Annotated in this window: 12 protein-coding genes; 9 read left to right on the plus strand and 3 right to left on the minus strand. The window is 46.4% G+C overall.

Going from position 1 to position 13,929, the window contains the following annotated elements; genetic code table 11:
* The first annotated feature begins 45 nt into the window (after positions 1-45).
* Positions 46-1,185: a serine hydrolase domain-containing protein gene (locus tag ACTHPM_RS05855; protein ID WP_440394256.1), complete on the plus strand. Its 1,140-nt coding sequence runs from the start codon at positions 46-48 to the stop codon at positions 1,183-1,185.
* A 178-nt stretch (positions 1,186-1,363) separates the two neighbouring features.
* Here the strand turns inward: ACTHPM_RS05855 and ACTHPM_RS05860 are convergent, their stop codons facing one another.
* The gene (locus ACTHPM_RS05860) at positions 1,364-1,720 is read right to left on the minus strand and encodes a hypothetical protein (protein WP_440394257.1); all 357 of its coding nucleotides are present in this window, start codon (positions 1,718-1,720) and stop codon (positions 1,364-1,366) included.
* Between the two features lie 66 nt (positions 1,721-1,786).
* On the opposite strand from ACTHPM_RS05860, the gene ACTHPM_RS05865 reads away from it, so the two are divergent.
* Positions 1,787-2,392: a hypothetical protein gene (locus ACTHPM_RS05865; protein WP_440394258.1), complete on the plus strand. Its 606-nt coding sequence runs from the start codon at positions 1,787-1,789 to the stop codon at positions 2,390-2,392.
* Between the two features lie 52 nt (positions 2,393-2,444).
* Positions 2,445-3,371, plus strand: coding sequence for a GNAT family N-acetyltransferase (locus ACTHPM_RS05870; protein ID WP_440394259.1), 927 nt, complete (start codon positions 2,445-2,447; stop codon positions 3,369-3,371).
* A 135-nt stretch (positions 3,372-3,506) separates the two neighbouring features.
* Here the strand turns inward: ACTHPM_RS05870 and ACTHPM_RS05875 are convergent, their stop codons facing one another.
* Positions 3,507-4,250, minus strand: coding sequence for a suppressor of fused domain protein (locus ACTHPM_RS05875; RefSeq protein ID WP_440394260.1), 744 nt, complete (start codon positions 4,248-4,250; stop codon positions 3,507-3,509).
* A gap of 189 nt (positions 4,251-4,439) precedes the next feature.
* Positions 4,440-5,297, minus strand: coding sequence for an SDR family NAD(P)-dependent oxidoreductase (locus ACTHPM_RS05880; RefSeq protein WP_440394261.1), 858 nt, complete (start codon positions 5,295-5,297; stop codon positions 4,440-4,442).
* Positions 5,298-5,471: 174 nt separating this feature from the next.
* On the opposite strand from ACTHPM_RS05880, the gene ACTHPM_RS05885 reads away from it, so the two are divergent.
* From ACTHPM_RS05885 to nirB, 6 genes are all read left to right on the plus strand, one after another.
* Positions 5,472-5,978 (plus strand): MerR family transcriptional regulator, encoded by a 507-nt coding sequence (locus tag ACTHPM_RS05885; RefSeq protein ID WP_440394262.1) that lies wholly within the window; start codon positions 5,472-5,474, stop codon positions 5,976-5,978.
* A 528-nt stretch (positions 5,979-6,506) separates the two neighbouring features.
* Entirely contained in the window at positions 6,507-7,214 is a 708-nt protein-coding gene (locus ACTHPM_RS05890) for a response regulator transcription factor (RefSeq protein WP_440394263.1), read from the plus strand.
* Between the two features lie 41 nt (positions 7,215-7,255).
* Positions 7,256-8,632, plus strand: coding sequence for a sensor histidine kinase (locus ACTHPM_RS05895; protein WP_440394264.1), 1,377 nt, complete (start codon positions 7,256-7,258; stop codon positions 8,630-8,632).
* Between the two features lie 104 nt (positions 8,633-8,736).
* The gene (locus ACTHPM_RS05900) at positions 8,737-9,453 is read left to right on the plus strand and encodes a hypothetical protein (RefSeq protein ID WP_440394265.1); all 717 of its coding nucleotides are present in this window, start codon (positions 8,737-8,739) and stop codon (positions 9,451-9,453) included.
* Between the two features lie 390 nt (positions 9,454-9,843).
* Entirely contained in the window at positions 9,844-10,245 is a 402-nt protein-coding gene (locus tag ACTHPM_RS05905; RefSeq protein ID WP_440394266.1) for a hypothetical protein, read from the plus strand.
* 1,241 nt (positions 10,246-11,486) lie between these two features.
* Complete coding sequence (gene nirB / locus ACTHPM_RS05910; protein WP_440394267.1) at positions 11,487-13,928, plus strand: nitrite reductase large subunit NirB; 2,442 nt, start codon at positions 11,487-11,489, stop codon at positions 13,926-13,928.
* Position 13,929: the final 1 nt, after the last annotated feature.

Below are 13,929 nucleotides of genomic sequence, written 5' to 3' on the forward strand. Positions count from 1 at the left end.
TTTTAACATGAGTTAGAAAACTTAAAATAAGGAGATGTGTATGTTATGAATAAGTTTAGTTCGTCAGAAAACATGAATGAAAAAGGGTTCGCTGTCGGGCAGGATCGCCCGGAGCTGCAGAAGGCCATCCAGGAGATCGTTGATTCTGGTTTCCTTGGGGTGCAGCTGCGCGTCAACGATGAGCAGGGAGAGTGGGTCGGCAGCGCAGGGGTGAGCATACTTGGCAAAGAGACGAAGCCGTCCACAAACGGGCACTTCCGGATAGGCAGCAACACCAAGACCTTCACCGCGACTGTAGTCCTGCAATTGGTTGCCGAGGGCAGAATCGAGCTGGATAACCCGGTGGTAGACTACCTACCCGAGTTCGGGCTGGACCGGCGGATCACGGTGCGGATGCTGCTGCAACATACCAGTGGGGTGTTCAACTTCACTGGAGAGTATTACGAAGACGGGACGGTCGTGCCGGGGATTCCATGGCAGGGACAGGAGTGGGTAGATAATCGGTTCAAGACCTACCGGCCGGAGGAGCTGGTACATCTGGCATTGTCTAAGCCAGCGAGATTCGAGCCGGGAACGGACTGGAGCTACTCGAACACTAACTATGTGCTGGCCAGGCTGCTGATCGAGAAGGTCACCGGCAGTTCGCTCGCCGAGGAGATGCAGCGGCTGATTCTGGGCCCGCTTGGGCTGTCGGGAACCGTGGTACCAGACACCAAGCCGGAGATACCCGAACCGCACGCCCACGCCTACTACCGATACGAGGACGCCAGCGGGCAGAAGACGGTCGACGTCACCCGCCAGAACCCCTCCTGGATCTCCACCGGAGGTGACATGATCTCGACCACCCAGGACCTCCACACATTTATCTCGGCGCTGATGGGCGGCAAGCTCCTTCCGCCCCCTCTGCTGTCCGAGATGTGCAAGCCGTACCCCAAAATCGGCTATGGCTTAGGAGTGTTCGTTCAGGCCGGCCCGAACGGCGAAGATACCATCATCACCCACAACGGCGGCATTTCGGGCTACGCGGCACTGATGTACAGCACACCCGATGGCAGCAAGACTCTTACCGCCTCCGTGACCTATGTGGACGATGTCGCAATGTCCTTGGCTGTGCCGTTCCAGAAGGCGACGCAGAGACTCGTCGAGGAAGTGTTCGGTGGTGGGCAGGCCAGTAAACAGGACTGAGCACCTGACCTTGAAGCCGGACTCCTTCCTGATGTACATGTAGTAAAGAGGTCGCCGGGCTGACCAAGTTGAGTGTTAAAACCGCTAATTCAGTGAATCAGTCGGAAAAATTCTCATATAAATTATTTCACTTACTGAGGCAATAGTTCAATCAAAAAACAAGAAGCCAGCCGATTCCTTAGACAGGCTGGCTTTTCGTTTGCTGACGCTGAAGAGCAGCTTTTGGAGCATGCCAAAAATGTGGGTCGACATGAAACAAGGTCCCTTTGGAAGTCGCATTAATAGCGGCTTTTTTTTTGTCCGTATAATTTCTTGTCAAGAGCCGCTTTTGACGGGTGCCTCCCAGAAAATGGTGCGTTATAATAAAGCCAAAGAGAGTGGCGATGGTGATGGGAGGACACAAGGTCATCAAGGCAATTCCTACAGTTGGAGCAGGGGATAAGAGGTAGCGTTCGCCCAAAAGCTTAGGAAAATCGTTGATCAGGTCGCGGCCAAATTTGATGTTCAGAAAATTCAGCAACTTATTACTTGTCATCATAATTGAGAGGGTTGAGCTTTTGTGAAACAATTAGAGAATTCGATATTCCATTTTATAAACACAATGAACAAATATCCGCAAATAGAATCCCCCGTTGTAAAAAAAGGTATTGTGCGTTATAGGCAAGAATCATTAAAACTACATATAGATGAGAAAATTCACCTTTCTCCTGAGTTGAAATATTTCTATGAACATTGTGAGATTATATGTGATGTTCGGCATGATGGTCATGAGCTAAAAAGCATGGGGATAGATTTAGGAAATGCACCTTTAAGTCTCTGGTCTTCTAAAAATCTTGTTCTTAGGCAAGAGGGGTTTCGGTGGATTGGAGTGGATCGGACAGAAAATCCAAATTGGAATCCATGTTGGCTTGTCATTGCAGATATGAATGATGATCCTATCGTTGTTGTGACGGATAAAGATAGCTCACCTGTCATGGCATCGTACGAAGGAGGCGCTCTTTTTCCGATTGCAGATTCTCTTTCCGATTTTCTGGATTACCTTTCAACTACAATAGAATTGATACAGGAAGAATATAACGGGGAAATCATCCATGAAGAATCCTGTGAATTGCTCGAAGGGTTTACAGAACATTTAAAAGAGAAACTAGTGAAGATAAATCATACCGAGGAACCTGTTGAGAATTTTATCAATTATCTATATGGTTAGGCTGCACAAGCTTTTGGATGTAAAACTGTATGAAACGAAGGAGATTTTTATAATGTCAAAAACGACCTATCGCCTGCGTCGTCCATCCATGGATGACGCCCAGTCAGTTTGCGATCTGGTGGCTGCCTGTGATACCGAAGACCTGGGGGCTCCGGATGTCGTACTTGATGATGTCTTGGACATGTGGTCCGGATTCGATCTCGACAAGCAGGTATGGGTTGTCGAAGATCCAGAATCCAGGCTGCTCGGGTATGCTTTTCTTGAAGAAGATAGCGAGGAAAAGTTGTTTAGCTATGGATGTGTTATGCCCGCTGCACGCGGCCAAGGTATCGGTTCGATGCTCGTGGAGGCGCTCGAAGGTTATGCTGCCGAACTTCGGAGAGAATCCGGGATTCCTAAGCGCCTGCAAAGTATGATTCCTACGTTATGTGAAGACGCCGTCCGGTTATTTGAGGATAGGGGCTTTTCCCCGGTCAGGTACTTTAAACGCATGGGAATCCGGCATCATGCCGAACCGGCGCCGGCCAACTTGCCGGACGGCTTTACGGTGGGCCCATATGTGAAAGGGCCTGACGACCGAGCGGTGTATGAAGCCTATATCGAATCATTTGCAGACCATTGGGATTTTGCGGAGCCGTCTTTTGAGAAATGGTTGGAAAAGACGCAGCTGTCCACCTTCAATGAACAGTGGTGGATGATCGCCCGGGACCCGGATGGGAGTGTTGCAGGATTTGCGCTCGCCCGTATGCGTGATGATTTGTTGTTCGTAGAGAAGATCGGCGTTCGCCGTCCGTTCCGCGGACGAGGTCTTGCGCTCGCGCTGCTGCAGAACATGTTTGAGGCCTCCTACCGCGCAGGACAGCCGGTTGTCTCGCTTGGGGTGGATGCGGCCAATCCTTCGGGAGCCTATCGTCTCTATGAGAAGGCCGGGATGAAGCCGGAACATGAAATCAGCATCTACGAGAAGAGCCTGAGCTAAACAAACGGGTCGAACCCTTGCTATGGCATGATCAACTTTTATTGGTTAAGAGAAGCCCCATCTTCCAAAGATGAGGGCTTTTTGCTTTTGCGAGGGATCCCAGCTAGGTGAGGGGATTTTTTATAAACTGGGCAGTTATTTACAAGCATTGGGTCTGTTCGGATTCAGAACGAGGAAGTCTCCGGGCAGATCGGATAGCTTGGCAACCAGTTCATCCACACCGGACTCCAGTTTGAATTCCATTTCCTCCCGGTAGAGCGGAACCAGAAAATAAACCTGAACCTGATTGCCATCTTTCGTATGGACTGTGCTGACCTCTTCCGGCAGAGCAAGCAGGATGACGCCGGACAGCTCAGTGTTTGGCGCATATGGTTCGTAATCCTCCGTGTTGGGGATGGTATGTCCGTATCCAAGCCACGACTGATACATATGCGGGAAACGGGCAAGCATCTTCATCAACCGGATCGGCCAGTAGTTCTCCTCCGCTTCAAAATCCTTTTGCGTAAGCGGCCAGTCCGCCGGCAGAAACATCATCAGCTCTGAGCGTTCCAGATGCTTGTACTCTTCACGGATTTCCTGTGGAAGGATCATCGGCAGATCGCTCATCCCATTGGTGTACAGCACTCGGTATGGCTCGTCAGGTGTAGCTTCCATTATGTTCACATCTATATGTACGATGTCTGAAATCAGTTCATGGAACACGCCGTTTTCCCGGTTTGGAAACACATGATTAAAATGTTCGTTTAATTCTTCCATGTACAAAATTTCGGAGGGAGGCGTAATCTGCCGCTCATCCGGAGTGTCATAGCCGTAAATTGTGGTGCCGTCTTCCGATGTGCCCATTTCTTTGCCGCCAAACAGTTTCTTGAATAAGTTCATGTTCTTGCGCTCCTCTGTGCAGGTTTTGAAATTCACATGCGAAATGAAGGATGCTGCGAGTAAATTCCTGATTCTGGGAGGTCCGAAACCTCAATTGGAAGTATAACAAAAGGCTAAGCCCGGAGCGATGGGTCTATCGATTCGTATTGCCTGGGATATACATGCAAAAAACGCGCTACAACCGCATGGTTAAAAATTACGTTGTAAAAATTCGTATTCGTAAATCCTATTAATCCTTTCCAAAACGTTCCGCGCTTGATCTTTAAAATTTATTTCCGCAACCTGACCTTTCAATAAAAATACGCCGGTCTCATTACGGTGTTTCCCGAGAGCACCTTCATACAGCTTGCCCGCGCCATGGGTAGGCGGAGAGAAAAACAGCTTCATCAAGGGTTTGACAAATATGGGAAGTCCGGAATTTTTTCCTTTTCTTAGCGTATTGTTGCTACCCGGGTCAACACTGCGTATCTTGATGTCGTCCTTGGCAAGTTGCGACGCGATGGCCTGAGTCCATAGCGAAAGCGCTAGCTTTGAGGTGGCGTAAGGACCAAGCAGCTTGCGGAAGGTTTTGGGGCGCTCGAGGATTTCGATATTAAACTCTTTCGTAAACTTTAGCGCTGAAGATGAGGTGTTAATCACCGTTTTTAAGCGACCGTTTTTTATAAGTTCCTTCAATTCCATCAAAATGATATACGGAACGACCGTCAACAGCTCATAATGCTTTTCGCGTCCTTGTTTCGAATAGCTCAGCTCGGGAAAGGACCCGCCGGCGTTGTTGAACAAAATATCGATTCTCTGTTCCTTATCTTTGATCTCTTCCAAAGTCCGTCTCAAGCTGGCATAATCGGCAAGATCAGCCGTTTTATAAATTCGAAGCCATCCACCCTTAACGGCTTCTTGGATTCTCATATCGTCGGCCGGAAAGTCGGAACGGTTCAAAGCAACCACCTGCCAATCCTCCGACAGCAATCTGCGGGTTAATTCCAACCCGATCCCGGCGCTTGCGCCGGTAATCAATGCTATATTTTCACGTTGGTTCTTGTTCATAGTATGTCTCCTCCTGATATCGGTATATATACCTTATAGTCCATATCCTATAACTTGGAGTCGACTCCAAGTCAAGGCGCGAAAAAGGTTTTTGTCTTAAGGATAAGGGACTTGACTTGGAGCCAGCACCAAGATGTATAATGCACAAAATAACAATATGCGGGAGGGAACAGGATGAAGGAAGAGCAAACTTTTACGATAAAGCAAACCGCCGATCAAACCGGAATTTCTGAGGATACGATCCGTTATTACGAGAAGATCGCGCTGCTGCCCCGTGCAGACCGGAAGGATAACGGGCATCGCATCTACCGGCAGGAGAACATCAATACGATCCGGCTGATATCTTGCCTTAAAAAAACAGGAATGCCGTTAGAGGAAATTCGACCTTTTTTGGAGGTTTCCGCCGATGCCGATCCCGCTGAATATCCCGAACTGGTGGATCAATTAAGGAGCCATCGGGAAAATATCGTCAGCCAAATAGCATCGCTGCAACAGGTCGTCGATTTTATTGACATGAAGTTGGAGGAGGGGAAATACCGACGGGACTGCTCGGATGAAAGTCAGGTCGGCGTGCCAGAGAAAACGATAGGAGAACCGAAACCAAAACCTGTCTCAACCGTTGAGATGAGTTATTTTTTCGTATCGGTCAAAGCGGGCAAGTCATCGTCTTCCGCAAAATAAGCTTGGAATAACAAGAGGAGTACGTATTAACGCGGGGACGAAGGATTTTGGTAAACCAATAATGACGACTAAACGAAGACGAGTAAAACTTGGAGATGTTTTGGCGATACCATTGCCTAATGGCAAATATGGATTCGCTGAAAAGTTTAACATTTCTTGGTTGGGGTATACTGCGCGCCTATGGTTACAGGACAGGGACAGCTTCAGCAGGTTGTTCAGGCACTGGAAAGAATGGATGTTATCAGTACAATAATAAAAAAAGGACCGTAAGTGTTCAACTTCCATCGATGAATGCTTTCGGTCCTTTTGTGTTGAATCGATCCAACGATAGCCGGAATAAAATGAAATCCGCCAATCAGAGCAGATCCGTGGATGGTTCTCCTATCTTCGGGTTAATTACAAATTATGTTGGGCTCAGTGGCATATATCTCATCTTCCAGTGGTGGAGGAATTCTAAAGTGTCTGTGCTAAGATTAGGATAAATTATGTTAGATTCAAGCTGGGGAACAAGGCTAGAAGGGGTGCAAATTGAAGAAAATACTTGTCATTGACGATGAAGTCGCAATCAGAGATTTAATTGAGCTCGTGCTGAGAAGAGAAAACTACGTCGTTCAAACGGCTGAAAACGGTAAAGTAGCCCTGCAGCTGCTGGATGCTTTTGGGCCGGACCTGGTGGTGCTTGACTTGATGCTGCCTGACTGCTCCGGATATGACCTGTGCAAGGAAATCACCGGGAAACGTGCCGTTCCTGTGATCATGCTCTCTGCCAAAAATGAGGTAATCGACAAGGTACTCGGACTAGAGCTGGGGGCGGAAGATTACATGACCAAACCCTTTGACAATCGTGAACTGCTCGCTCGGATCAAGGTAATTCTGAGAAGAAACGAGAGCAAGGAGGAATCAAGTGAAGGAACAGAAGTGATATCTACACGCATCATTCATGAAGAGCTGACATTTGATCTGGAAAGCCGAAGGGTGTTGAAAAACGATGTTCCCGTGTCTTTAACGGCCAAAGAGTTTAAAATTCTGGAAACGTTACTCAAAAGGCCAGACAAAATCTTTACCCGGGATGAGCTGCTGCAGATCGGATGGGGATATGACTTTATGGGAGACAGTCGCAGTGTGGATATGACCATCATGCGATTACGGAAGAAGCTGGAGGATAACGCTGACGAACCGAAGTATGTCAGGACGATCTATGGATTTGGCTATCAACTTGGAGGTGGCGAGGCCTGAAGTATGCAACCCGGTTACTGCTGAATTATTTATTTTTCTCTGTGCTGTCCTTTGGCATCATCATTTTTGCGGTGAATAAAGCCATCGATTACTACAGCTTCATTACCATTGAAAAACAGATGATGGAGAAGGCGGATCTGTCCGAATTGTCCTTCCGTGAGGTGTTGGCACAGCATAGATCATCGATAGGAGAGCCTCAGTTAAAAGAAACCGTCAGACTTGCTCTGGAGAAGCTGAAAGCTTCAGGCAAGGAAGTACGTATCTATGACAGCTCCAAGCAGTTGCTGGGCTTGGCTGTGGATGGCATCATCATCAATGATGCTAAACCGCATATTTTTGAGAAAAATATTGAAAAAGCTCTGAGCGGCAGCTATGCATACACCGTAACGGAAGATCATTTGCTTTATTTTGCGACTCCCATTCAGAATCAATATTACGAAAACGCTTATGTGTATGAGTTCGTGGAGGACATTTCGTACTTTTATGCGATCATGGACCAAATCCGTTATATCCTGTTTGCAGGTGCAGGCGGATTTATTGTACTGATTACGTTATCCAGTCTGTGGATTGCCCGCAGCACAACCAAGCCGATTAAGCTGTTGCTTGGCGCTGTGCAAAGTTTCGCTAGACAGGAGTTTCGGAGAGTTCATCTAAACCGGAAAGATGAGCTGGGCATGCTGGCAGATGGGCTGGATTCCATGGGGCGGCAGCTTCATGATTACATTCAGTACCAGAAACAATTTGTCTCCAACGTATCTCACGAGTTAAAAACACCCTTGGCAGCCATTCGTGGTTTCTCTCAATACTTGGTTGAAGGGGAGAAAGAGAACAAGGAGCTGCAAAAAATCTATGCTCATCTGCTGCAGGAATCGGATCGGCTGACGCGCTTGATTAATGAATTGTTGTTGCTATCCCGATTCGACAAGGCTGGTTCTAACGAACTGGAAGCCCGGAAGACGGAAATGAACGAACTGATTCAGCAAGTCGCAACGAGTATGGATGCCAAGGCCAAAGATAAAGGAATCGAGATTATGTTCAGGAAGGCGGAACCGGAGGATAAGCTTCTAACGAGAGTCCATGCCAACGTGAATCCAATGCTGATGTCCCATGCAATCGCCAACCTTATGGACAATGCCATCAAATATTCAGGCAGTTCATCGCTAATCGAATTAAAGATGGAACATACGCCAAGCGAGGTGGTAATAAGGATACGTGATCAAGGTATCGGTATCGCGGGCGATGAGCTGGAGAGAGTGCAGGAACGCTTTTACCGGGCGAAAAATGCAAGCACAGCGAACGGTTCGGGTCTCGGACTTTCGATTTGCAAAGAGATTGTAGAGCGGTTCAATGGATATATCGACATGGAAAGTCAAATCGGGGAAGGAACGACCGTTACGATTGTGTTACCCCGTGCGTAAATAGTTAACGTTACAAGATTGATACAATACTGTTATGAGACTAACAAATGCTTTTTTTATAATCACTTCATAAGAATACATCACACATCTATGGAGGGATCATGATGAAATGGATAAACAAAGCTCCAGCGGTTATCCTGATAAGTTTTTTACTAACGATGGCACTGACGGGCTGCCAGTCGGGTGGTGCCAAGTCGCCAGAAGCGGCGCAGAGCTCGGCTGAAAAAAACACGCCCGACGAACAGGCTAATGGTGAAGGAGCGTCAAATTCTACTGCGCCTGCTTCAGAAGATTCGGAAGGACAGAGTTCTGAAGCGATTAAGGAAGGTTCGATGGAGAAGGAAGGCAATGTGGTGCTGAAGGAGCTTGCTTTTGTCTATAATGAGCACACTATTGCGATTTCGGATACAGCAAATGAAGATCAGATGGAACAGATGCTGGGCAAACCGGATAACCTGAAATCTCATACGTACAGTGCCGGTGATGGAACAAACATGGATACGTTAATCGGTTTTACAGAAAAGGTTTATACGTATCCTGGTCTGGAGATTAAAACAATCAGTATACCGGAAGGGAAACAAGACTCCATCTTTCATATCGAAATTACAGATCCTAAGTACGCGACAGTGCGAAACATTAAAGCAGGAGATAGCCTGGATACACTCAAAAATGCCTACCCTGAAGGGAAACTGCTTGGTGATGGAGCCCCTAATGAGGAGGATGACTTCCGTTACGAGCCATCCAATTATGTGGATGTGATGTCGTTTCATATCAAGGATGCCAAGGTGGAGAGCATTCAGATCTACACCCTTCTGGACTAATATTTAGTGATCAATGTTGGTAAGCCATTCTTACGATTCACCGTTAATACCTGCCCGGGAGAGCGGCAGGTATTTTCTCGTTTATAGACTGATGATGATGTAAGACGACAAGAACATAAACGCTTAATAACCGCGTAGCAGCAACTGATTATAATGACCGCATACTTTTCTCAAATAGGTTAATATAAAAACCAACCTTTAACGATAACACCTTAGTGATGGATCTTTTTGATTCTTAAACATGGCATTATCAAGATTAAGCACTGATTTGAAAATTAATGGAAGATCTGCAGCGATCAAAATCGTTTTACCAAGAGTCGTTTCAACTATTACTCCAATACGAAGACGAAAACTGTGCGGTATTTGATTACGGAAATACATCGCGATCTGATGGAAGCACGCGAGATCGCGATATCATTACCAAAGATTTCGGGGAATGCTCCAATATTGAAATCGGGTGAAGGATATCATCATTATGGTTATACGTTCCCCGAAGGAGAAGCCTTGCGATTTATTTTCGATAATGCAGGTTACGACTATGGCTACTATGAGGTCAACGAAGAAGGACTCGTGATCAAGAAATGGCAGTATGATGATGTAGCTAAGCGTGAATGGGGCGTTAAACCGAAGTTTGAAAGCTCAGTTTATTTTTTGGACCAATGGATGGGCGGTTTATATACTTTCGGCAAAATCGACACACAAGGAAATAGTCAGGAGCTCGGCAAGCTTCGATCCGAAGATGTAGATGGCAATGTCGTTCCGATTGAAGGCGAGAAGCGCATGGATAATTAAATGGCCAGGGAGCAAAATTCACCTAAAGCCTTTCAGTATACAAAATGTATTGAATTTTCAAAAAAACAAAAACAATGCTAATAAACTAAACTCATTGCGTTAGCCAGGGAAGTGAGGGTAAATTGATTGATTTAAAGGAATAAACAAAAGAAATAATGGCTGCACAAGAAGTTACCGAGCAGCAAATGCTTCCGGGGATGGGGGAATAATCACTATGTATATTTGCGTATTTTTTTGGTTTTTGTCCTCCATATGTGTACTATGAAAAAAAAGATGCTACGATTGAACGTGTAAAGGAAACGATTTCAGACATGGAGGATTATATGAACAAGTATGATAATTCAGACCAAATCATGGATAATCCTAGTTTCGGGTTATACCCATATCATATCAATCACGATTTAAGACAGAGTGATTATTTTTATAACAAAATTATACTGGATTTCACGAGCATGATTTTCAATCTATTCTGTTAAGAGTTTCAGAAGAACCAAAAGCATTTTACTTAACAGAAGATGATAAGAAATATTATTCTACGCAACAACTTGAATTGATAGAGAAAATCATTAAATAAAATGCTGTTTTTGAACGGCTATAATGCTACGGCAACGTTAATCGCGAAGAGTCGCACGAACATTCATTTTGTTGTAAAGTTATGTGATGTCGAAGGACATCAACTTATCCCCATTGAAAGTCGCTATTAGCGGCTTTTTTTGTTTTAACCGTACAAGTTCTTGTCCCGAACCAAAGACATGAACTTGTACCGATTGCCGTAAAGGACAAGAGCATATTCCGATTACCGATTAGATATATACGGTTTAGATGATTGTATTTATTGTTGCCTCTACCCTGGAAATGAAGATAATCAGGCTAGTGATAACAACCTAAAAAAAACAACTGAAGATGTATCATTGGGGAAAATAGCTCTCTAATTGATGACTAGCAAACTCTTTCTCTATTGTTGCTTTTGTGAAACTTGGGCAGAACAAGATGATTCATCAATCAAAACAACTTCGAACTAACAGAAGCTGCTTTTTCATGCCAAGCTGGAGGAGAGATATCAGGATAGCATAAGATGAATCATTTAGTTAAAAATTAAAGTAATTGGTTCCCTACGTACCCATTTTTTCTTATGATGGAAACAGAGAAAATCTGCTAAAGCTGGTTCGCTTGTACTTATGATGTTTAGAAGGTTACAAGTTCTCTTTTACATGAGGAGTATATATCTAGGAGGTTTCTGCATGGTGGTAGCACAAGAACGTCGGCATCTAGTCTTGATTGGCAACGGTATGGCCGGGATCAACACAGTCGAACAGATATTAAAACTGGCACCCGGCACCTACAGGATCACAGTATTTGGGAGCGAGCCCTACCCCAACTACAATCGTATTCAATTATCGTATGTGCTAGAGAAGAGTAAAGCGGTAGAAGACATCATTTTAAACGACAGGGATTGGTACTTAGAGAATGGAATAGAGCTGTATACAGCAACGACAGTAACGCATATTGATACGGAGCAAAAAACCGTGAAGGCAGACAACGGCATGGAAGTTCCGTATGACACACTGATCATTGCAACCGGTTCCAACCCGTTTATACTTCCGGTTCCGGGAGCAGATAAAGAAGGAATTGTAGGTTTCAGGGACATTGCGGACTGCGAGAATATGCTGCATGCGGCTGATCAGTACAAGAAGGCTGCCGTAATTGGCGGAGGCTTACTGGGGCTAGAGGCAGCAAAGGGACTGCTTAAACTGGGGATGGATGTGACGGTGGTCCATCTGTTTGAGGAAATCATGGAACGTCAACTGGACCATACCGCCTCGCTGATGCTTCAGGCAGAGCTGGAAAGCCAAGGCTTGAAATTCGCTACAGGCAAGCAGACCGAGGAGTTTCTGGGGGACAAGCGAGTTAGCGGCATTCGTTTTTCCGACGGAACGACATTGGATGCGGAATTTGTAGTCATGGCGGTAGGAATTCGTCCGAATATTGCGTTAGCTAAGGAAAGCGGTATAGACGTAAATAAGGGTATTCTTGTGAATGATTATATGCGCACTTCGGTACCGGATGTATATGCGGTCGGGGAATGCAACGAGCATCGGGGCATCACATATGGGCTCGTTGCTCCACTGTTTGAACAGGGGGCTGTGCTTGCGAAGCATCTGTGCGGAGTGGATACGAAGCCGTATGAAGGATCTGTGGTATCTACTCAGCTCAAAATATCTGGTGTAGACGTGTTCTCCGCTGGTGAGTTTATGGATGCAGAAGGGTTGTCCATTGTGCGGATGCATGATGACTGGCGACGTATTTACAAAAAAGTGTTACTTCGCGGCGGACGGATCGTTGGGGGTGTTCTGATCGGTGACGGAAAGGAATCCTCCAGACTGCAGCAGTGGATTCGAACAGGCACCGTGATGACAGAAGCCATTCATGACGCAATTGTGGGACAAGCTTCAGTCGAAACCGGGAATACGGCCGCAGATCTGGCGGATGAGGAAATCGTATGTGGTTGTAATGGTGTGACGAAGAAGCACATTGTGGATGCCATTCATGAAAAAGGCTTAACCACAGTGGAAGAAATCAAGGTAGCGACAAGTGCATCGCGTTCTTGTGGAGGCTGCCGACCTGTTGTCGAGCAGATTCTTCAATATGTGCTCGGGGACAAATATGATTCAGCAGCAGCGAAACAGGAAGCAATCTGTTCCTGTACCACACTCAGCAGAGATGAAGTCGTGACGGCGATTAAAGAAAAGGGGCTGATCACCTCTAAAGAAGTAAGGTATGCGCTCGAATGGGATAACCCGGAGGGCTGCTCCAAATGTCGTCCGGCGCTGAACTACTATCTGGGTATGATCTGGCCGGCTGAGCATGTGGACGAGAAGGATTCACGTTTTGTAAATGAACGGATGCATGCGAACATCCAGAAGGATGGAACATTTGGCGTTGTGCCGCGGATGTACGGCGGGGTAACCACTCCGGAGGATCTCAGACTTATTGCTGATATAGCGGTGAAATACAACGTCAAGCTGGTTAAGGTAACCGGTGGTCAGCGGCTTGACCTGCTTGGGGTCAAAAAAGAGGACCTGCCGAAGATCTGGAAGGACCTTGGGATGCCGTCTGGTTATGCGTATGCGAAGGCGCTGCGTACGGTCAAGACCTGCGTGGGATCACAGTTCTGCCGTTTTGGCACGAAAGATTCGATGGGTATGGGCATAACGCTCGAGAAGAAGTTCGAGCGGTTAGATATGCCAGCCAAGTTCAAGCTTGCCGTAAACGGCTGCCCGCGTAACTGTGCGGAGTCATCAACCAAGGATATTGGAATCGTCGGCAATGAGGGGGCTTGGGAAATTTATGTTGGCGGTAATGGCGGGATTAAAGCCCGACTTGCTGAACTGCTGTGCAAGGTGCGAACAGATGAAGAACTTCTGGAGATTGTCTCCGCGTTCATGCAGTATTACCGGGAGACAGGAAAATATCTGGAGCGGACCTCTGATTGGATCGAAAGGATGGGACTCGAATCCGTCACCGAAGCAGTAGTCAATGATCTGGATAACCGCCGGGCTTTGGCTGAGCGAATGGAGGTTGCCCTGGCGCAGGTGAAGGAACCTTGGAGTGAAATCCTGAACAATTCAAATTTAAGGGAACGGATGTTTGATGCGATCAGCGTCTCCACGAAACAGGACTAGG

It is taken from the genome of Paenibacillus sp. SAFN-054 (genome assembly GCF_051966755.1).
GTDB lineage: Bacteria > Bacillota > Bacilli > Paenibacillales > Paenibacillaceae > Paenibacillus_AQ.